We start from the raw sequence: 19,117 nt of genomic DNA on the forward strand, positions 1-19,117 counted from the left end.
AGATTTGGCGCAATTAACTGTTACAATACACGAGAAACTGTTATTTAGAATACCAAATCTTAGGGCTGCTTTCTCAAATGGGCGAGGACGTGGTTTTGACCGTTTCAAGCGCCTTCAATCCTTCTGAACAAGATTTTGGGTGGCTCGCTCCTCTGTTGCTCGACTACCCTAAAAGCTAGGTAAGAATTCGTTAGAAATTGGGCAATGACCAGCACTCCCTTTCGTATTTACGCTCCCTTTGAACCGACGGGAGATCAACCCCAAGCCATTCAAAAGCTCGTCGCCGGCGTACGGGCGGGATATCGCTTCCAAACATTGCTGGGGGCAACGGGCACTGGCAAAACCCACACGATCGCCCGCGTGATCGAGGCTCTTGGTCGCCCAACCCTTGTGCTGGCTCACAACAAAACCCTTGCGGCGCAACTGTGCAATGAACTGCGCTCCTTCTTTCCAGAAAATGCCGTCGAGTACTTTATCTCCTACTACGACTACTATCAGCCTGAGGCCTACATTCCCGTTACCGATACCTACATCGAAAAAAGTGCCTCGATTAATGAGGAAATTGATATGCTGCGGCACTCCGCTACCCGCTCCCTCTTTGAACGGCGGGATGTGATTGTGGTTGCCTCGATTAGTTGCATCTACGGCTTGGGTATTCCAGCAGAGTACCTCAAAGCCGCGATTCCCCTCGAAGTGGGCAGTGAAATGGATCTGCGGCAACTACTGCGGCAATTGGCGACAATTCAATACACGCGCAACGATGTGGAACTGGGGCGGGGGCGCTTCCGTGTCAAGGGAGATGTTTTAGAAATTGGCCCAGCCTATGAGGATCGCATCATTCGCGTGGAGTTTTTTGGTGACGAAATCGAAGCCATCCGCTATCTCGATCCCCTGACGGGGGAAACATTGCAGAGTGTCGAACGCCTGAATATCTATCCCGCGAAGCACTTTGTCACCCCTGCCGAACGCCTTGAAGCGGCTTGTGCTGCCATTGAAGCGGAACTGCAAGCCCAAGTGGCTTACTTGGAAGCCCAAAATAAACTCCTTGAAGCACAGCGCCTGAGTCAACGTACCCGCTATGACTTGGAAATGCTGCGACAGGTGGGCTACTGCAACGGTGTCGAAAACTACTCACGCCATCTCGCAGGCCGCGCAGCGGGGGAACCGCCGGAGTGTTTGATTGATTATTTTCCTGAGGATTGGCTGTTGGTGGTGGATGAGTCCCATGTAACGGTGCCGCAAATTCGCGGGATGTTTAATGGCGACCAAGCGCGGAAAAAAGTGCTGATTGATCACGGCTTTCGGTTGCCCAGTGCGGCGGATAATCGCCCCCTGAAGGCGGAGGAATTTTGGCAAAAGGTGAAGCAATGTATCTTTGTCTCGGCAACCCCCGGCGATTGGGAATTGGCGGTGTCTGAAGGGCAAGTTGTCGAGCAAATTATTCGGCCGACGGGGGTCGTGGATCCAGAAATTTTTGTCCGTCCCACCCAAGGACAGGTGGATGATCTCTATGGGGAGATTCGCCTGCGGTGCGATCGCCAAGAGCGGGTACTGGTGACCACTCTCACGAAACGAATGGCCGAGGATCTCACGGAATACTTCCAAGAACGGGGGGTGCGAGTGCGCTATCTGCACTCAGAAATCAATGCCATTGAGCGCATTGAAATTCTTGAAGCCCTGCGCCAAGGGGACTTTGATGTGTTGATTGGTGTCAACCTGTTGCGGGAGGGACTGGATTTACCCGAAGTGTCCTTGGTGGCCATCCTTGATGCAGATAAAGAGGGCTTCCTGCGGGCGGAGCGATCGCTGATTCAAACCATTGGCCGTGCTGCCCGGCACGTCCGTGGACAGGCGATTCTCTATGCCGACACCCTCACCGACAGTATGCAAAAAGCCATCCAAGAAACGGAGCGCCGCCGCGCCATTCAACTGGCCTACAACCAAGCCCACGGCATTACTCCCCAGCCCATTGTCAAGAAAACCAGCAATGCCATCTTGGCCTTTTTGGATGTGTCTCGCCGCCTCAATGCCGAGTCGGTGCCTGTCTTATCTTCCCAAACCTTACAGGAACTGAGCCTAGAGGACATCCCCCAACTGATCCAAGACCTTGAGGCGAAAATGAAGGCGGCTGCCCAAGAATTGGCCTTTGAGGAGGCTGCCCGCTACCGCGATCAAATTAAGCGTTTGCGCGATCGCCTCGTGGGGCACCCCTAGAATTATGAACTTTTGTAATAGTTCGCAACAGTCCGTAAACAGGAGCGAAGGGGGAGAAACCCTACCGTGATAAGCTAAGTACGATTTTAGATCCGCGCAATTTCGGCTGGCGTTCGGGTTGACGCTAGTTTTACCAGTTCTAGGAGTAAGAAAAACCTATGCGTGATGCCGTCACCACACTGATTAAAAACTATGACTCCACCGGTCGCTACCTCGATCGCGATGCTGTTGACAGTTTGCGCTCCTACTTTAATTCCGGTGCGGTACGGGTTAAAGCGGCAGCAGTGATCAATGCCGATGCCGCAGCCATTGTGAAGGAAGCGGGTTCTGCCCTCTTCACAGAGCAGCCGGAACTGATTCAACCCGGCGGCAATGCCTACACCACACGCCGCTACGCCACCTGCCTGCGGGATATGGACTACTACCTACGCTATGCCACCTACGCCATTGTGGCCGGGGATGTGGATGTCCTCAACGAGCGCGTCCTCGAAGGTCTGCGGGAAACCTACAACTCCCTTGGGGTGCCCATTGGACCAACGGTGCGCGGTATTCAAATCATGAAGGAGATTGTGCGCGATCGCGTGGCAGCGGCGGGCATCGAGGACACGAGTATTGTCGAACAACCCTTTGACTACATGTGTCGGCAACTGAGTGAAGTGAATATCTAGGTTGGCCAAGGTAGAAGACTCTGCAACAATAGAGGGCGGTGGCATTGGCGATCGCCCCTTCGTTGTCCTGTGCAGCAAGTATGAAAATTCGCATTGGTAATGGCTACGACATCCATCAATTGGTGCCCGAGCGGCCTCTGATTTTAGGCGGTATCAAACTAGAACACACCTTGGGACTCTTGGGGCACAGTGATGCCGATGTCCTCACCCACGCCATTATGGACGCCCTTTTGGGGGCCCTCAGCCTTGGCGATATTGGCCATTACTTTCCCCCCAGTGATCCGCAGTGGGCAGGGGCAGATAGCCAAGTCTTGCTGGCGAAAGTAGCGGCACTGATTGCAGAACGGGGTTGGCAAGTGGGCAACATTGATGCCGTAGTGGTGGCAGAGCGTCCGAAGCTGAAACCCTACCTCGACCAGATGCGCGATCGCCTTGCAACCACCCTAGGGATCGATCGCGACCAGATTAGTATCAAAGCCACCACCAATGAAAAACTGGGGCCAGTGGGGCGTGAAGAGGGCATTGCTGCCTATGCCGTGGCGCTGCTCCAGTCAGAAGCTTAAGATGAACTACTAGCTAACATACAGGCTGTAGTGAAAATCCGTTTGCTCGCACTGGCTTTGCTGGAGATTGGCATGGCGAAAATTGGCCCAGCGACAGATGGCATGACTGAGGTTGGCGCGCACAAAAAGGGCATGGGAGAAATAGCCCCGCGTCAGTCCTGCATAGGCTAAATTGGCCGCATAGAAGTTGCAGCGGTAAGCCTGAACCCCCTCAAGACAAGCCTGCACCAGTTGCGCAAACCGCAGCGTAGCTTCATTGAGACTGGCTGCTATCAACAGCGCAAAGGAAAAATCACTGGCAGCGGCGCGGGCATGGCTGAGATCTGCTTGACACCAATTGCTGTGGCGACAATCCGCCTGCTCAAGGGTGACCCAAGAGAAATCGGCATAGGTCAACCGAGCGTACTGCAAGTTGGCCAGTTGAAAATTTGCCCGCTGGGCAGTGGCGCGATCGCCCACCACTTTTAAGAACAACGCCCCTCGGCAATCGGCATCATCGAGGTTCGCCGCTGTCAGATCCGCCTCATAGAGGTTAGCAAAGCGCAAATCCCCGTGGGCAAGGTTCACCTCTCGCAGACAGGCACGGCTGAGATTGCAGCCCCGCAGGTCATAGCCCCGCAGATCCATGCCCGTAAGATTCATTTCACTCAAATCTACAGTAAGCTGAGGATAAGCTCGCCGCCATTCGTTCCAGAGGTGTTTTCCCCCCCGCAGGCGATCGCTCATTACCTGATTTAAGTGCCCTTTGATCATCATTCTTGCCTTGAGATTCTTCACATTTCGTTATCATGGCGCGAAATTTGATAGAATTTCGTCTATGTAGCCCTATCGCTGACGAAAGGAGAATGGGTTTGAAACAAGCAACCCTACATCAGCTTAAGGTTTTTGAGGTCACTGCTCGCCACGGAAGTTTTACCCGCGCTGCCGAGGAACTCTTTCTGACGCAGCCCACCGTTTCGATTCAAATGAAGCAGTTGACCCGTGCCGTTGGTATGCCCCTCTTTGAGCAAGTGGGCAAGCGGCTCTATCTCACAGAAGCCGGCAAGGAACTACTGGCCACCTGCCAAGACATCTTTGAGCGCCTTGAGCGGTTTGAAATGGCCGTTGCCAATCTCAAGGGTCTCAAGCAGGGACACTTGCGGCTGTGTGTCATTACCACGGCCAAATATGTGATTCCGCGGCTGCTGGGGCCATTTTGCCAGCGCTATCCGGGGATTGATGTCGCCCTGACGGTCACCAACCATGAACAGGTGGTAGAGCGCATTCGAGGCAATATGGACGATCTCTATATTCCCAGTTGCCCACCGGAGAATGTGGATGTGGAGTGCCACCGCTTTTTGGATAATCCCTTAGTGGTGGTTGCCCCCAGTCACCATCGCCTCAGTGGCCGCAGTAAAATCCCGATCCAAGAACTGGCGGGAGAACCCTTTATTATGCGGGAGCAGGGATCGGGCACCCGCCAAGCGGTGGAGAAGCTCTTTGCAGAGCACGGTGTGCCGATCAATATCCGCCTTGAGCTGGGAAGTAACGAGTCCATTAAGCAGGCGATCGCCGGCGGCCTAGGGATTTCTGTCCTGTCTCACCACTGCTTAGCCCTTGATCGCGAGTCCAGCCAGTTGACGATTCTCGATGTCGAACATTTCCCGATTCAGCGGCACTGGCATTTGGTCTATCCTGCGGGCAAACAACTGTCGGTCGTGGCTCAGGCCTTCTTTGACTATGTGTCCACTGAGGGTCGGGAGATGATTGAATCGAGCCTCACCTATCCCAGTGTGGCGGCGCCGACCAAGGAACTCAATCCTGTCTAGCATGACAACCCTCCAATTTCTCACCTTTCCCGATCCGCCGATCGCGGCCGATCACAGCCTTCTATTGCTCCACGGCTGGGGTGCCAATGCCGCAGATCTGATTTCCCTTGGATCGTTGCTGGCTCCCCAAGCCCAAACCTATGCAGCGGAAGCTCCCTTTCCCCATCCTTACGTCCCCCAAGGGCGGATGTGGTACGACCTGAATCAGCACGATGCCCGCAGTGGCTCATTACTGCTCGATGAGCGGGCAACGGATCTAGCCACCAGTGAAGCGGCACTGCGGGAGTGGATTGCCAGCTTGCCCATTGATCTCAGCCGCACAATTTTAGGGGGATTTTCCCAAGGGGGAGCATTGACATTGGTTGTGGGGTTAACGTTGCCTTTAGCGGGATTATTGGTCTTTAGTGGCTATTTAGTGCGCCCGCCAGTGGTGACAGCCACCTCGCCACCCGTGTTGATGATCCATGGCACAGCGGATCCTGTGGTGCCCTTTGCCAGTGCCCAAGCCAGTTGGCAAGCCTTGCAAGCCGCAGGAGTGAAGGGAGCGTTTCATGCCCTACCCATGGCCCATGAAATTAATGGAGACGCGATCGCGATCGCCCGCCAGTTTATTGAGAAGACCCTGCCTAACATCAACTCAAATTGAGTAACCCATAGGCAAGCAAAGCGCTACCGATCGGAACTGTGAGATTATCAACCCCTCGCCAAGCAATCAGTTCCAAAAGGGTCGCACCCAGACCTACTAAGGGGGCAATCCAGAGCAACTCTAAGGCCGCAATGGGGGTGAGGGATAGAGCCGCCACCACGGTACTCACACAGAACATGGTCAGGGTTCCTTCCCAGCTTTTACTGGTTCGCGGCAGGGGATGGCGTCCCCAGTTAATCCCCACAAGGGCAGCCAAGCCATCTCCCCAAGCCATCACTAAAATTCCCAGAACCGCCAGTTCCGGCAGCGTGTTCCAAAAGAGCGCCATTAATGTGCCAATACTCACCGCATAAAAAAAGGTGCCCCAGCTTTGGCGCCCCACGCCACTAATACTGGGAAAAATCGGTATGCGGTAAGAAAGCAGTGTGACGACGCCAGCGATCGCTGCGGCCACAATTCCCCAACTCGTGGGTACCCCCAAGGCATAGGCAATGAGAATCACTTGACCCGCACCAATGTGAACCACTTTCCGTGACCATTCCTTGGCATTGGGAAACCAAGCGTGAATCAGTTCTGCGGTTAACAGCACCAAGCCCAGCCAACTTGTGACCAAAATTCCTGCCCAGAACATTGTCATTGCTATCCTCAGATGGCCGTGGCTCCTTACTGTGTCTGCTGGGCAAAAAACTGGGTCACAATCTCAAGGATGCGATCGCTCGCATGACCATCGCCAAAGGGATTAATCGCCGTCGCCATGCGGTTGTAGGCCACTGGATCCGTGAGCAGTTCAATGGCTGCCGCTGCAATCGTATCTGCAAACGTGCCCACCAGTTTAGCAGTGCCAGCGGTGACCGCTTCCGGCCGCTCAGTGGTTTCCCGTAACACCAGTACCGGTTTACCAAGGCTAGGGGCTTCCTCTTGGAGACCACCGGAATCCGTCAGCAGGAGTGTTGATCCCTTAATCGCTGCCACAAGAGCAGGATAGTCCAGTGGCTCCGTCAGAAAAACGCGAGGATGATGCCCCAAATAGGCTTTGAGGGGTTCACGCACGGTGGGATTGCGGTGCAAGGGCAAGAGCAAAGCGGTATCGGGAATCGTGTTTAAGATTTTCAGGAAACCATTGGCAATGTCTTCTAGGGGGGCACCCCAGTTTTCCCGTCGGTGAACGGTGGCGAGGATCACGCGATACTGTTGCCAGTCAAGGCCGGGGACATGGCACACTGGCTGGCGATCGGCCACTTGCAGCAGCGCATCAATCACGGTATTGCCCGTCAAGTGAATACTACCCGTGACCCCGGCCGCCTGAAGATTCTTGACGGCTTGTTCCGTAGGGGCAAAATGCAACTGCGCTAATTGGGAAATAAGGCGGCGGTTGGCTTCTTCTGGATAGGGGTTGTAGAGATCGTCGGTGCGCAAGCCCGCTTCCACATGGCCGACAGGAATCTGCTGATAAAAGGCGGCAAGGGTAGCGGCAAAGGCGGTTGTTGTATCCCCCTGAACCAAAACAAGACGGGGCAGGAGTTCTTGATAGAGTTGCTCAAGGCCTTGGAGAGCACGACAGGTGATTTCGGTCAGGGTTTGCTTGGGCTGCATAATGGCCAAGTCCCGATCTGCCCGCAGGTCAAACAGTGCCATCACTTGATCCACCATTTCGCGGTGCTGTCCCGTGAGGACAACGTAGGGTTCAAACAGGGGCGATCGCTGGAAGGCTTGAATGACCGGTGCCAATTTGATTGCCTCCGGGCGCGTACCCAACGTAATGCAGATCGGGATCGAGGAAGCAATCATAGCCGTCTAAATACCAAAAATAATAACTTTAGTGTACCGAGAAGCGAGCGTCAAAAAAGTGTCTAGTTGCCACTGCCCATGATTCCGTCGTTCGCCAGTCTTTTTCTAAAGCATGGAGTCTTAAGGAATGCCTGCGCGTCGCCCCTCCGTTACTTCTCCCATAGGGAGTCTTACAGTGGTAGGGGTGTGCCATCTTGGTGGGAAGGACTGTATGTTAATAATAGAAGGGAATGCACCGCCATTGCGCTCGCTGAGGTGGCCATGATTGAAATGACCGTTGCTGGGATTGCCCTCGATGCCACTAACCGTCGCACTCCAATTGTCTTACTCAAAGACGGTGCTGGACGGCGAGCACTGCCCATCTGGATTGGTGATAATGAGGCGCGGGCAATTTTAATGGCCTTGGAAAATCAACGAGCACCGCGACCGATGACCCATGATCTGATGGTCAACATTCTCAACGAATGGAATATGACCCTAGAACGGGTGGTCATCCATTCCTTGGAAGACAACACCTACTATGCAGTGCTCACCCTGCGCCAAGGAGACATTCGTAAAGAGATTGATGCTCGTCCGAGCGATGCCATTGCCCTTGCCCTGCGCTGTGATTGCCCGATTTGGGTGATGGAAGCGGTTGTTGCCGATGCCTCGATTCCCGTCGATCGCGATGCTGACGAGGAAGAACGCCAAGCCTTTCGCCGCTTTTTAGATTCGATTCGCCCTGAAGATTTTATTCAGCAGGGCCGGGGAATGGAAGAGGATTCCTCCGCAGGCTAGAATGCGCTACCGCCGCTTTGGTCGCACGGGGCTGAACCTCTCGGTTTTTTCCCTTGGAACGATGCGCGCCTTGGGCAGTCCAGAGGTGATGCAGGCGGTCATTGAGGGGGCGATCGCCCACGGCATTAACCACATTGAAACCGCCGCCGCCTACGGTGCCAGTGAGGCCTATATTGGTCGTGCCCTCAAGGCACTGGGTCAGCCCACCGTTTTTATCACCACTAAACTCTTGCCCCAAGGGGATGCGGATCACGTCCAGCGGCAAATTGCTCAATCCCTTGAGCGTCTTCAAGTCTCACGGTTAGATGGTGTCGCCCTCCATGGCCTCAACACCCCTGAGCATCTCGCATGGCTGAGCACTGAGGGGATGGCAATGCTGCGGCAGTTGCAAGCAAAGGGGGTAATTGGTGCTTTAGGCTTTTCCAGTCATGGATCGTTGTCTGTGATTTCGCGGGCGATCGCCAGCAATCAATTTGATTTTGTCAATCTGCATTACACCTACTTTCAGCAACGCAATGCCCCAGCGATCGCCGCTGCCGCTGAGCGGGATATGGGGATTTTTATCATTTCGCCAGCCGATAAAGGGGGACAACTCTACCGGCCTTCCCAACGGCTCCAAGATCTCTGTGCGCCCTTTCACCCTCTCCATTGGAGCTATCGCTGGTTGCTGAGTCAGCCTGCCATCACCACCTTGAGTATTGGACCTGCCACCGTTGCCGAGTTGGCCTTTCCCTTGGCCGTGGCTGATCAGGTGGCACCCCTGAGCGCTGAAGAGCAAGCGGTGGGCGATCGCCTGCAAGCAGTGATGCAGGAAACCTTGGGCACCGATTTGTGTCAACAATGTTATGCTTGTTTGCCCTGCCCTGAGGAAATTCACATCCCCGAAGTGCTGCGGCTTCACAACTTAGCCGTCGCCTACGACATGACAGAATTTAGCAAGTATCGCTATGGGATGTTTGGTCGTGCCGGGCATTGGTTTCCCGGTCAACCCGCCAACCGCTGTACTGAATGTGGCGATTGTTTGCCCCGCTGTCCCAGTGGCTTGGAGATTCCTCGGCTATTGCGCGAAACCCATGAGCAGTTGCAGGGCACCTCGCGATCGCGCCTTTGGCAGGGGATTTGATGAATAAGGGAAAATCAAAAACAATGTCGATCAACCAGATTTTGAAGAACAATTGAGAGTTGAGGACGAGGTAGTCACAAGGGCTGAGCCGATTGAGAATGGACTTGACAAGAGTTGCAAAAATGCCGTAACTTATTTTTTCTTGTTTTGAGGGAAGAATACGACATTTCTTCCCTTTTTCCTAGCCTCTTAAACTATCTTTCAACACTTCTGGTTTTCAGGATATTGGGGTACGTTAGGGTTTGTGAGTTGGCTGAGTCAGTACTGTTTGCCCGCGTTAGAGAAACGTTCGTTGTTGATGATGGATAATGCACCGATTCATCCGAAAGGGGCGATTCAGGCAGTGGTGAAAGCGGCGGGTCACGAGGTGTTATTTTTACCGAAATACTCTCCTGATTTGAATGTGATTGAGCACGACTTTAGTGCGCTGAAACGAGCGCGGATGTATGCAGGGTCAAACAGTTCGATTGATGAGGTGATTCGCAAGTATTGTGCTGGATAATGTCTCATTCTTTATTAGAATAGCTATAAAATTGATCTAGAAGATTGCGATCGTCCTTCGGGGCGATCGAGGATTGAAACGACACTGACAGCATCAAAGCGATCGTCCCCGGGACGATATGACAGGATTTCTAAACCAATTGGCTCCCCAGTCACCCCATCCTTGAACAAAATCACCCCATCTCCAAGTTCTGTCGCAACCTGGTTTCTTCGTGGAACTTGCCAGAATACACTTAACAGCTCTGTTTCTGGCTCATAAAATACTCTTATTTGAGCCACACTGTCTCCCCTTCTTTAATGGCGTCAGTTTGATAAGCAGTGATTAAAAAACCATCTCCATTTAAGCATCGTGCCACTGCAACAACCCAACGTTTTTCTCGCTGTACCCGATAAAACAATAATACTCCTGAATCTCGGCTACTGCGACGAACCTCATCTGGTGTAGAAAGAGCTAACCGCACACAATCTTCCAACTCTTCAATATCAGGGTGCTTGATGAGCAGCCGTTGCCAATACTCCTCAATTGAAAAGGGGGCAAAAATATGGAGAGTAGGGAACTCGAATCCCTGACCTTCGCGGTGCGATCGCGACGCTCTACCAACTGAGCTAACTCCCCAGTTCTTTCTTTAATATACGGTAAACGAGGACACGATGGTCTTAAATTGGTCTTCTACCTTTGGCCAGCGCTCCTCGGGAGCTGACACACTCAAGGTATAGACCTTTCCTCGGCTCACAGCAATACTCGATAAATTGTGTCGCTGCTGAGCATTGTCCCCATCCCCCGGCAGAGTGACGGCATACTCCAGAATGTAGTAGGTCTTATCATCTGCCTTTTGGGAGCTAGCGGAAATCAGGGCAGAACTGCGCCCGCTTTCAGTTGGGGCAATGATATTGCGCAGCAGGCGATCGCCCACCTCCTCTGGTGACCCCAATTCCTCAAGAGACTTTGTGCTGGAAACCGTATTCACGACCACACTGACGTTTTCTGTCGTCTCGATAATGTCGTGAAAGACCACATCCACGGGGTCATCCACCTGTACTTGTACCCAACCGCGGGGGTAGAGAAACTCATAGCCATCGTAGCTATCCACATAGGCCTGTAGCCCACTGGTGGCCGAACACCCTCCCAGCAGCACCACAAGAATCGCCAACGCTGTGGCAAAAAACCGTTGAATCATACCGTCCTTTTGCGCTGTTCTTCCCTATTGTGACACCGAAGCTGGCGTAGCGGGGCGGCGCAATTCCTCTGGATGTGAGGGGGGAATGCCCTCAATCGTAATCAGTGACTCCGTTACCGCTCGCACAATGGGAATCGCCACCGTTGAGCCATAGGCATCATCCCCCTTGGGTTCATCCACTACCGCCAAAATCACATACTGCGGCTGATCAAGGGGAAAAATAGCCGCAAAGCTCGTGATGCGCAGATTGCTGTAGGTACCGCCAATTGCTTTTTGTGCTGTGCCGGTTTTACCCCCCAAGCGGTAGCCGGGAATATGGGCGGGTTTCCCTGTACCGAAGCGCACAACTTCTCCCAGCATTTTGACCACTGCTTGACTGGTGCGCTGCGAGAAGACCCGTCGAGGGGGGCGTTGCTCAAGGCGTTTTTGCAGTTGGCCATTTTCATCGTAGAGGCCATCAATGACATGGGGAGTGACCATCTCTCCCCCGTTGGCGATCGCCCCCAATAGTTGAGCCAAATGCAGCGGGGTCAGGGAAAAGCCTTGGCCAAAGGCCGTTGTTGCCGGTTCAATGGGGTAGTTAATAAATTGCTCCGGGGGCTTTAATTGAGCGGCGGTTTCAAAGGGGAGATCACTGCCCACCTTCTCGGTCAGCCCCAAGCGATGCAGATAGCGATAGTAGTGGCGGGCGGGAATGCGGTTCATCATGTGCACCATGGCCACATTGCTGGAGTAGGCAAGAATTTGGGCAATATTGAGGGCACCGCGGCCGCCCCGCTGACTAAAATCACTGTTTTGAATTGGCCAGCCCCCCACCGTAATCCGCCCCTCATCGGGTAGCACTGTATCGGGAGTAATGGCATTGAGTTCAAGGGCGATCGCGGTGTTGATCGGCTTAAAGGTTGATCCTGGCTCGTAGAGATCCGATACCGCCCAGTTGCGAAACAGTGCCGGATCAGCACGGTAGTAATGATTGGGATCGTAGGAAGGTTCTGAGACCAGTGCCCGCAGTGCACCAGTTTTCACTTCTAGGACAATGACCGTGCCCCGCTTAGCGTTGAATTTGCGTAACTGCTGTTGCAGGGCTTGGCGTGCTGTTTGTTGCAAACGAGTATCAATCGTGAGGCGCACATGGTACCCCTGACTCAAAGCACGCAGATCCGCAGGGGCAAGGGCAGGTAACCATTGACCCAAAGCATTGGTTGACAGGAGCTGGCGGTTATGGGGAACCAGTAAAAACTGGTTTTGGCTAAACTCAATCCCCGCTTGACCTTGGTGTTCTCGATCCACATAGCCGACAACGCCCGCCATGAGTTCCTGCTGCGGATAAATGCGCTGCCACGCTTGGTTCAGTTCCAAGCCATCGTGGTTGAGAGCACGAATTTTAGCAGCAGTTTCCTCGTCAATGTCGTAGGCAATGGGTACCCCCGTTGGGTAGGTACTGAACTTGGCCAACAGTTGCTCTGGAGATTGCTTGAGTAAAGGAGCCAGATCGCGGGCGATCGCCCGCCGCTCAACTTTGAACTGAATTGGATGGGCAAAGAGGGTAAACACAGGCCGATCTAGGGCAACAACCGTCTCTCGGCGATCGGTAATTGGGTAGCGTGCCAAGGTTGGCGGAGTATAGCGCCGTTGTTGTTGCTGTGCCCGTGCCGCTAAGGTTTCCCCCTGAACCACTTGCAAATAAACTAGGCGAGCAACCACACCCCCCATCACCATCAGCAAAAAGCCAAAGATCAAGCCAACTCGCAAGGGTGGCAGGGATTGGTTTTGGGGGCGGGCCGTTGTCATGGAGAGCGATCAGTAATTGACAGTGCGCTGCGGCGGTGGTGTCACGGGGGGGCGTTCAAAATGAGTTTTGGCAGCAATCTTGCCCTCATTGGGCACAAAAAGAACGTGTTGCGGCGTTTGGGGAACAAGCCCTTGAGGAGCGCGTTGCACTTGCTGCGTCACCCGATAGCGGAGGGTTTCATTGCTCACCAATAGCTCCCGCTCCTGCCGTTTGAGGGTTTCTAAGCGGTCATAGGCTTGACTCCACTGCCGCTCAGAGAGGGCTGACCAACCATAGAGAGGCAGTACAGCCACGAGGGCACTGGTGGCCGCCACCCCAGAAACCCATTGAATCCCCAGCAAAGTTTTTTGCCACAGGGGCATTTGCGGCTTGGGGAGGGGCCGAATTTCCGTTAGGGTTGGCGACGATTGGGGAATAAATCGGGATTTGAATTTAGGGGCAGCAACCATAGACGCCAGCACTCCTCAGCAATTTATTACCCTAAAAGATTATGACGCACTGTAAAGATACCCATAAATAAACCATCATTCGGGCAATTCATGCAAAAGTACGCGCTGCAATTCGTAGCTTTGCCGATCGCGATCGCGGGTTGAGAGCAACTTCCGCTGCATCCGCCACAATCGGTTTACGAGTCACAACTGCCAAGAGGGGATTGCCACGCCACGCCTGCTTCACCCGCCGATCTTCCAAGCTATGGAAGCTAATGACGGCAATGCGCCCTGCGGGCCTTAACCACTGGGGCGATCGCGCCAAAAATTGGTCGAGCACCGCTAGCTCTTGGTTCACATAGATACGCAAGGCCTGAAAAACCCGTGTGGCTGGATGAATGCGTTGCCGCGGAGAAGCCTTGAGGCAGTGGGCAACCAACTGCGCCAGTTCTTGGGTGGTGGCAAGGGGACGACGGGCAACAATGTGGCGGGCAATGCGGCGGGCAAAGCGTTCTTCGCCATACTCATAGAAAATATCCGCCAGTTCTCGCTCGCTGTAGTGATTAATCACCGTTGCGGCGGTCAAGGGGTTATTGGGGTTCATGCGCATATCGAGGGGGGCATCAAAGCGAAAACTAAAGCCCCGCTCTGGACGATCCAACTGGGCGGAACTCACGCCTAAATCTGCGAGAATGCCATCAAACATCGGCTCAGCCACAGGCAGATCAGCAAAGTTGCCGTGCCAAAACTGGACGCGATCGCCAAAGGGGGCGAGGAATTCCTGAGCCGCCGCTAAGGCCATGGGGTCTTGATCGATCGCCAGCACCCGACAAGTGGGTTCACTCCGTAAGAGCAGCGCCGTGTGGCCGCCACCCCCCACCGTTGCATCCAAGTATAGTCCCCCGGCCTTGGGCTGGAGTGCCGCAAGCACCGCAGTTGCCAGCACCGGTTGATGGTAGGTGGAAAATTCCAAATCTTGCATGAGCGGATCAGAACCAGCGTAAAATTTGCCACAGCACAGTCCCTTGGAGAGCAGCCGCCGTGAACGATACTTCCCTCAACTTAGCCGATGAACTGCTGATACGGGATCAACTCGTGCAGCAACTCTCAGAGGAACTCTATCAACTCATGGTGCAGCATCCTGAGTTATTTGTGCGCTTTTACCAAGCCCGCAAGACCGAGGCCGCCAATGCCGCAGCCCTGAAGTTGCTGCAAGCCCAAGTGCAACAGGTGGAAGCACAAATTGCTGCCTATCAAGAACAGATCCTTGCCTACCAGCAGCAGAGCCAAAGTCGTGAAGCGCAAATGAATGAATTGAAAGCTCAAGTCATTGAATTGAGCGATCGCAATGAGATGCTAGAGCGCGTCATCCAAGAAATGCCCGAAGTCTATCGGCAAAAATTTAGTGAGCGGCTCAGTCAAGTCAAACTGAAGATTGAAAGCCTCGAAAAAGAAAATGCCCAACTGCGTGCCGAACTGCGGAATCTGCAAACCCTCTTGGCCGCTCAAGCCCGCCAGCAACAACAGCAGGGATTCCCCTCATTGCAACCTGCGCGCGTTGGCTTGATTCCCAGCTTTAATACTTAGGTGGACAGGAATCAAAGCGTGACCCCTGCCAACGAAGATCTGCGGGAACTCAAAAAAATACTAGAAGACTTTTTTACAGGGCTTCCCGTCAAGGTCTATCTATTCGGCTCGGCTGCCCGTGGTGCTCTGCGCCAAAGCTCTGACTTAGATGTCGGGATTTTGCCCCTTGCACCACTGCCCGTGGGGCTGTTGAGTGAGTTGCGGGAGCGCCTAGAGATGTCCAATTTGATCTATCCAGTCGATGTCGTGGATTTATCAGAAGTGTCCGCCGACTTTCGATCGCGAGTGATTGCAGAGGGAATTGAGTGGATCGGCTCAGGGAACGATTAGTGGTTGCCCAAAGAGCACTAGCTACTTTGCAAGAATTGCCCTTGGGCAAGCGCACAGATACGATTATTCGTGATGCTGCAATTCAGCGATTTGAATACACCCTAGAAGCCGTCTGGAAAGCAGCACAGCTATATCTACGGGAACGCGAAGGATTAGACATCGCCTCACCGAAGGGCGTGATCCGTGCTTGCTTGGCTGTTGGCCTACTTACTCCAGAGGAAGGCCGTTTAGCGCTAAAAATGGTGGATGATCGCAACTTAACCGTCCACACCTACAATGAGACCTTGGCAGATGCAATTTTCTCGCGGTTAGCACAGCACGCCATGCTCATGGATCGCTGGTTAGCTGCCCTCGCAGCAGGAGGATTAGAGGATTGAAAATACGGATTTGGTGTGCGGCACAGCCAAGGGAAGCCGAACTGTCTGCGGATCAAGTCGTGACCCAAGTGGTACCCCTGCTGCAACAGTGTCAGGACAGTGCCGAGATTGCCATTTGTCCCCTCGATGCCCCGATCGCGATCGCTCCCCAACCGCAGGTGCTAGACTATAGCCTCACCCATTGGGCAGCATCCGAGCTTTGGCAGCAGTGTCAAGCTTTGCCTGCCTTGGTTACCCAGTGGGGGATACGAACCAGCACAGGGGGTCTCTATCAGTTGCCACTAGCGCAAACGGCAAAGGGAACCCTCTTTGGCGAAATCATTGGCTGCCTTGAAGGGACATGGCAGTTACCCATCCATGCCAGCGATCGCCAGCGACAAACCCTCTATGACCTCGGACGGCGACTCCTAGATCACTTACAGGCACCGGTGGGCTGCTATTTTCTGCAATTTGGCTGGCAGGGGGAAGTGATCTTTGAGCAGCTGTGGCCTTTTCCAACCGTGGCGGCTCTAGCCAGTATTGGTGTGCAAACCCCCGACTGGTTGACGGCTCACTACCAGTGTCTCAGGGGGATACCATTGCGGGATGTGCGGATTCCTGCTCGCGACACAGTGCGACGATTAGAATAGAGAGCGCAGCGTTTGGCAAGGTGAAGCGTGAAGATTGTCCGCCGGCGGCTAGTGGGTTGGCAAGCGGTCTATGACATTGGTTTAGCTGGGGATCACAATTTTCTCTTGGCCAATGGAGCGATCGCCGCCAATTGCTTCAACAAGTCCCACTCCACGGCCTACGGCTATGTGACCTATCAAACCGCCTTTCTCAAGGCCAACTTTCCCGTCGAGTACATGGCCGCCTTGCTCACGGCGAATAGTGGCGACCAAGACAAGGTACAGCGCTATATTGCCACTTGCCTGAGCATGGGGATTGAGGTTCTTCCCCCCGATGTGAATCGCTCGGATATTGACTTTACGCCCGTGGGGGACAAAATTCTTTTTGGTCTGTCGGCAGTGCGCAATGTCGGTCAGGGGGTGATTGAGGCCATTTTACAGGCACGGGCAGAGGGGGGCGCCTTTCAAAGTTTGGCGGATTTTTGCGAACGGGTTCCGCGTGCGGGGGGCGATAGCCGCATTCTCAACCGTCGTGCCCTTGAATCCCTCATTGCCTGTGGTGCCATGGATAGTCTCCATCCCCAGCGCAACCGTAACCAACTGATGCAGGATCTCCCCCTTGTGCTGGAGTGGGCACAGGCGCGCGCCAAGGATCGGGCGGTGGGGCAAGTCAACCTCTTTGATATGTTGCCTAGTGGCTCCGGCAATGAATTCGGCGGTAGCTATGACCCAGCCCCCAGTGCGCCCCCAGTGGATGATTTGCCGGATGCCGAAAAGCTCCGCCAAGAAAAAGACCTCCTGGGATTTTATGTGTCGAACCATCCCCTCAAAGATATTCACCGACCAGCGGCCATGATTGCCCCTATTAGCTTGGCGGATCTCGAGCAGCACACAGGTCAAGGGATGGTGAGTGTCATTGCCCTGCTGACGGGCCTCAAGCCCATTACCACCAAGCGCGGCGAGCGAATGGCCATTGTCCAGTTGGAAGACCTCACGGGCCAGGCAGAGGCCGTGGTTTTTCCCAAAGCCTACGAGCGGATTCATGGCCAATTGCAGCTTGATCATCGGCTACTGCTGTGGGGCACCCTAGAGATGCGCGACGATCGCCCCCAACTCCTTATTGAAGATGCCGAACCCCTTGAAGAAGTGAAACTGGTGCTTGTGGATTTGCCTGTTGAGCAAGCGGGGGACATTCAAGCCCAAAGTCGCCTCTCGGAAGTGCTCAAACAACAGGTGGGTGACATGCCCAAGGTGCCGGTGGTGGTCAAAGTGACCGATGGCTACCATGCCCAGTACGTGCGCCTAGGACCGCAGTTTCGCGTTGAAGATGCCGATCGCGCCCGCCATGCCCTCACCAGTGCCGGTTTTCACGCCCAAGCCAGTGAACTGCTGAGCCTCAAGCTCTAGGCAAAGACATCACTAAAGAAGGCAATGGCTTCTCCAAGGGCAGCAATAAACTGATCAATTTCAGCACGGGTGTTGTAGAAATAGAGGCTGGCTCGTGCCGTGGACTGAACCCCTAAATAGCGGTGCAAGGGCTGTGTGCAGTGGTGTCCTGCGCGGATGGCAATCCCCGACTGATCAAGGATGGTCGAGAGATCGTGGGGATGCACCTCACCAACGGTAAAGCTGGCCAAGGCAGCGCGATCGCCCGATTTGGGGCCATACACTGTGACACCGGGAAGCTCTTGGAGGCGTTCAAAGAGATAAGCCGTCAGTTCCTGTTCGTAGGCATGGATGCGCTCCATTCCCCACTGACTCAGGTAATCTACCGCTGCACCAAGGGCGATCGCCTCCGCAATCGCTGGCGTTCCCGCTTCAAACTTGTGGGGAATATCCGCATAGGTGGCATGTTCAAAAAAGACATCGGCAATCATTTCGCCACCGCCCAAGAAGGGGGGCATTTGCCGCAGGAGTTCCGCGCGTCCCCAGAGGAAACCAATGCCCGTGGGTGCACACATTTTATGACCGGAGGCCACCAGCCAATCGCAGCCCAACTGCTGCACATCAATGGGGAGGTGAGGCACACTTTGGCAGGCATCCACCAGTACCCGCGCCCCCTTGGCATGGGCAAGACGCACAATCTCGGGAATCGGGTTGAGGCACCCCAGCGTGTTGGATACATGGGCGACGGCCACTAACCGCGTGCGATCGCTCAAAAGACTTGCGTAGTGGTCAAGATCAAACGTTTGCTCTGGCGTCAGTTCGACAAACTTGAGGCGAGCACCGGTTTTCTGAGCCACAAACTGCCACGGAATCAAATTACTGTGGTGCTCCATCACCGTCAGGATTATTTCATCCCCTTCCTGCAGCGTATTCATGCCCCAGCTATAGGCCACGAGGTTAATCGCCTCACTGGCATTGCGGGTATAGATAATCTCCTCGGCATGGGGGGCATTGACAAAACGCGCCACTTTTTCCCGTGCCCCTTCGTAGGCCGTGGTCGCCTCAGCACTCAGCGTGTGTACGCCCCGATGGACATTCGAGTTGTAGCGACGATAGTAGTCCTCAAGGGTATTGAGAACTGCCAAGGGCTTTTGGGAGGTGGCCGCATTGTCAAAGTAAATCAGGGGGCGATCGTGCACCTGTCGCGCCAAAATCGGAAAGTCAGCACGGCAAAGGTCAGCGAGGGAGCGGCTCGGGGCGATCGTCATAGTGGTTGTGGTGTGGTTGTGGTGACATCAGTAACATTCAGGAATTTCCTGGCAAGTCCCCACGGCATTTGCAGG

22 protein-coding genes, 1 tRNA gene and 1 pseudogene are annotated in these 19,117 nt (G+C 54.2%); 13 read left to right on the plus strand and 11 right to left on the minus strand.

Annotated features, from left to right (window positions below; all coding sequences use genetic code 11):
- The first annotated feature begins 204 nt into the window (after positions 1 to 204).
- From uvrB to ispF, 3 genes are all read left to right on the plus strand, one after another.
- Positions 205 to 2,214 (plus strand): excinuclease ABC subunit UvrB, encoded by a 2,010-nt coding sequence (gene uvrB / locus RHP47_RS05040; protein WP_286626885.1) that lies wholly within the window; start codon positions 205 to 207, stop codon positions 2,212 to 2,214.
- A gap of 158 nt (positions 2,215 to 2,372) precedes the next feature.
- On the plus strand, positions 2,373 to 2,882 hold the full coding sequence (apcB, locus tag RHP47_RS05045) for an allophycocyanin subunit beta (protein WP_181494530.1): 510 nt from the start codon (positions 2,373 to 2,375) through the stop codon (positions 2,880 to 2,882).
- 80 nt (positions 2,883 to 2,962) lie between these two features.
- Positions 2,963 to 3,445 (plus strand): 2-C-methyl-D-erythritol 2,4-cyclodiphosphate synthase, encoded by a 483-nt coding sequence (gene ispF, locus RHP47_RS05050; RefSeq protein WP_149818762.1) that lies wholly within the window; start codon positions 2,963 to 2,965, stop codon positions 3,443 to 3,445.
- Between the two features lie 9 nt (positions 3,446 to 3,454).
- On the opposite strand, the gene RHP47_RS05055 is transcribed toward ispF, so the two are convergent.
- Positions 3,455 to 4,201, minus strand: a complete 747-nt coding sequence (locus tag RHP47_RS05055) for a pentapeptide repeat-containing protein (protein WP_286649932.1) — start codon at positions 4,199 to 4,201, stop codon at positions 3,455 to 3,457.
- Between the two features lie 95 nt (positions 4,202 to 4,296).
- Here RHP47_RS05055 and RHP47_RS05060 point away from each other — a divergent pair, with 95 nt between their 5' ends.
- The gene (locus tag RHP47_RS05060) at positions 4,297 to 5,253 is read left to right on the plus strand and encodes a LysR family transcriptional regulator (protein WP_315863010.1); all 957 of its coding nucleotides are present in this window, start codon (positions 4,297 to 4,299) and stop codon (positions 5,251 to 5,253) included.
- A gap of 1 nt (position 5,254) precedes the next feature.
- Complete coding sequence (locus RHP47_RS05065) at positions 5,255 to 5,899, plus strand: alpha/beta hydrolase (protein WP_149818768.1); 645 nt, start codon at positions 5,255 to 5,257, stop codon at positions 5,897 to 5,899.
- Here the strand turns inward: RHP47_RS05065 and RHP47_RS05070 are convergent.
- Together RHP47_RS05070 and wecB are read right to left on the minus strand one after the other, a co-directional pair.
- On the minus strand, positions 5,886 to 6,536 hold the full coding sequence (locus RHP47_RS05070; RefSeq protein WP_190278238.1) for a diacylglycerol/polyprenol kinase family protein: 651 nt from the start codon (positions 6,534 to 6,536) through the stop codon (positions 5,886 to 5,888). The genes RHP47_RS05065 and RHP47_RS05070 overlap by 14 nt on opposite strands.
- Positions 6,537 to 6,562: 26 nt before the next feature.
- Positions 6,563 to 7,687, minus strand: a complete 1,125-nt coding sequence (wecB, locus tag RHP47_RS05075) for a non-hydrolyzing UDP-N-acetylglucosamine 2-epimerase (protein WP_149818770.1) — start codon at positions 7,685 to 7,687, stop codon at positions 6,563 to 6,565.
- Positions 7,688 to 7,948: 261 nt separating this feature from the next.
- On the opposite strand from wecB, the gene RHP47_RS05080 reads away from it, so the two are divergent.
- From RHP47_RS05080 to RHP47_RS05090, 3 genes and pseudogenes are all read left to right on the plus strand, one after another.
- A complete protein-coding gene (locus RHP47_RS05080) occupies positions 7,949 to 8,464 on the plus strand; it encodes a bifunctional nuclease family protein (RefSeq protein WP_190278239.1) in 516 nt (171 codons plus the stop codon).
- A 1-nt stretch (position 8,465) separates the two neighbouring features.
- Positions 8,466 to 9,587 carry an aldo/keto reductase gene (locus tag RHP47_RS05085; RefSeq protein WP_149818774.1) on the plus strand — a complete coding sequence of 374 codons (1,122 nt, stop codon included), beginning with the start codon at positions 8,466 to 8,468 and terminating at the stop codon, positions 9,585 to 9,587.
- Between the two features lie 214 nt (positions 9,588 to 9,801).
- A pseudogene (locus RHP47_RS05090) lies at positions 9,802 to 10,089 on the plus strand (transposase); the annotation flags it as partial.
- A 23-nt stretch (positions 10,090 to 10,112) separates the two neighbouring features.
- On the opposite strand, the gene RHP47_RS13020 reads toward RHP47_RS05090, so the two are convergent.
- From RHP47_RS13020 to rsmH, 7 genes are all read right to left on the minus strand, one after another.
- Positions 10,113 to 10,367, minus strand: a complete 255-nt coding sequence (locus RHP47_RS13020; RefSeq protein ID WP_149818778.1) for a hypothetical protein — start codon at positions 10,365 to 10,367, stop codon at positions 10,113 to 10,115.
- Positions 10,355 to 10,630, minus strand: a complete 276-nt coding sequence (locus RHP47_RS13025) for a hypothetical protein (RefSeq protein WP_149821683.1) — start codon at positions 10,628 to 10,630, stop codon at positions 10,355 to 10,357. Before RHP47_RS13025 ends, RHP47_RS13020 begins: the two co-directional genes overlap by 13 nt.
- Before the next feature lies 1 nt (position 10,631).
- A tRNA-Ala gene (locus RHP47_RS05095) sits at positions 10,632 to 10,704 on the minus strand.
- Between the two features lie 10 nt (positions 10,705 to 10,714).
- A complete protein-coding gene (gene psbP / locus RHP47_RS05100) occupies positions 10,715 to 11,266 on the minus strand; it encodes a photosystem II reaction center PsbP (protein ID WP_149818780.1) in 552 nt (183 codons plus the stop codon).
- A gap of 24 nt (positions 11,267 to 11,290) precedes the next feature.
- Positions 11,291 to 13,057, minus strand: coding sequence for a penicillin-binding protein 2 (locus RHP47_RS05105; RefSeq protein WP_302679944.1), 1,767 nt, complete (start codon positions 13,055 to 13,057; stop codon positions 11,291 to 11,293).
- 9 nt (positions 13,058 to 13,066) lie between these two features.
- Positions 13,067 to 13,507, minus strand: coding sequence for a hypothetical protein (locus RHP47_RS05110; protein ID WP_190278241.1), 441 nt, complete (start codon positions 13,505 to 13,507; stop codon positions 13,067 to 13,069).
- A gap of 88 nt (positions 13,508 to 13,595) precedes the next feature.
- Positions 13,596 to 14,468, minus strand: a complete 873-nt coding sequence (gene rsmH, locus RHP47_RS05115) for a 16S rRNA (cytosine(1402)-N(4))-methyltransferase RsmH (RefSeq protein ID WP_310841221.1) — start codon at positions 14,466 to 14,468, stop codon at positions 13,596 to 13,598.
- Between the two features lie 59 nt (positions 14,469 to 14,527).
- On the opposite strand from rsmH, the gene RHP47_RS05120 reads away from it, so the two are divergent.
- From RHP47_RS05120 to RHP47_RS05140, 5 genes are read left to right on the plus strand one after another with little or no spacing between them, the layout of a single operon-like run.
- Positions 14,528 to 15,073: an Npun_F5560 family protein gene (locus RHP47_RS05120; RefSeq protein WP_310841222.1), complete on the plus strand. Its 546-nt coding sequence runs from the start codon at positions 14,528 to 14,530 to the stop codon at positions 15,071 to 15,073.
- Between the two features lie 18 nt (positions 15,074 to 15,091).
- Complete coding sequence (locus RHP47_RS05125; RefSeq protein WP_206199905.1) at positions 15,092 to 15,403, plus strand: nucleotidyltransferase family protein; 312 nt, start codon at positions 15,092 to 15,094, stop codon at positions 15,401 to 15,403.
- Positions 15,379 to 15,780 (plus strand): HI0074 family nucleotidyltransferase substrate-binding subunit, encoded by a 402-nt coding sequence (locus tag RHP47_RS05130; RefSeq protein WP_310841224.1) that lies wholly within the window; start codon positions 15,379 to 15,381, stop codon positions 15,778 to 15,780. Before RHP47_RS05125 ends, RHP47_RS05130 begins: the two co-directional genes overlap by 25 nt.
- Positions 15,777 to 16,409 (plus strand): hypothetical protein, encoded by a 633-nt coding sequence (locus tag RHP47_RS05135; RefSeq protein ID WP_286669007.1) that lies wholly within the window; start codon positions 15,777 to 15,779, stop codon positions 16,407 to 16,409. Before RHP47_RS05130 ends, RHP47_RS05135 begins: the two co-directional genes overlap by 4 nt.
- A 27-nt stretch (positions 16,410 to 16,436) precedes the next feature.
- A complete protein-coding gene (locus tag RHP47_RS05140) occupies positions 16,437 to 17,795 on the plus strand; it encodes an OB-fold nucleic acid binding domain-containing protein (RefSeq protein ID WP_302679950.1) in 1,359 nt (452 codons plus the stop codon).
- Here the strand turns inward: RHP47_RS05140 and RHP47_RS05145 are convergent.
- Positions 17,792 to 19,042: a SufS family cysteine desulfurase gene (locus RHP47_RS05145; RefSeq protein ID WP_310841227.1), complete on the minus strand. Its 1,251-nt coding sequence runs from the start codon at positions 19,040 to 19,042 to the stop codon at positions 17,792 to 17,794. The two genes, RHP47_RS05140 and RHP47_RS05145, sit on opposite strands and share 4 nt — an antisense overlap.
- Positions 19,043 to 19,117 lie beyond the last annotated feature (75 nt).

The sequence above is a fragment of the Thermosynechococcus sp. QKsg1 genome (assembly GCF_031586415.1).
Classification (GTDB): Bacteria; Cyanobacteriota; Cyanobacteriia; order Thermosynechococcales; family Thermosynechococcaceae; genus Thermosynechococcus.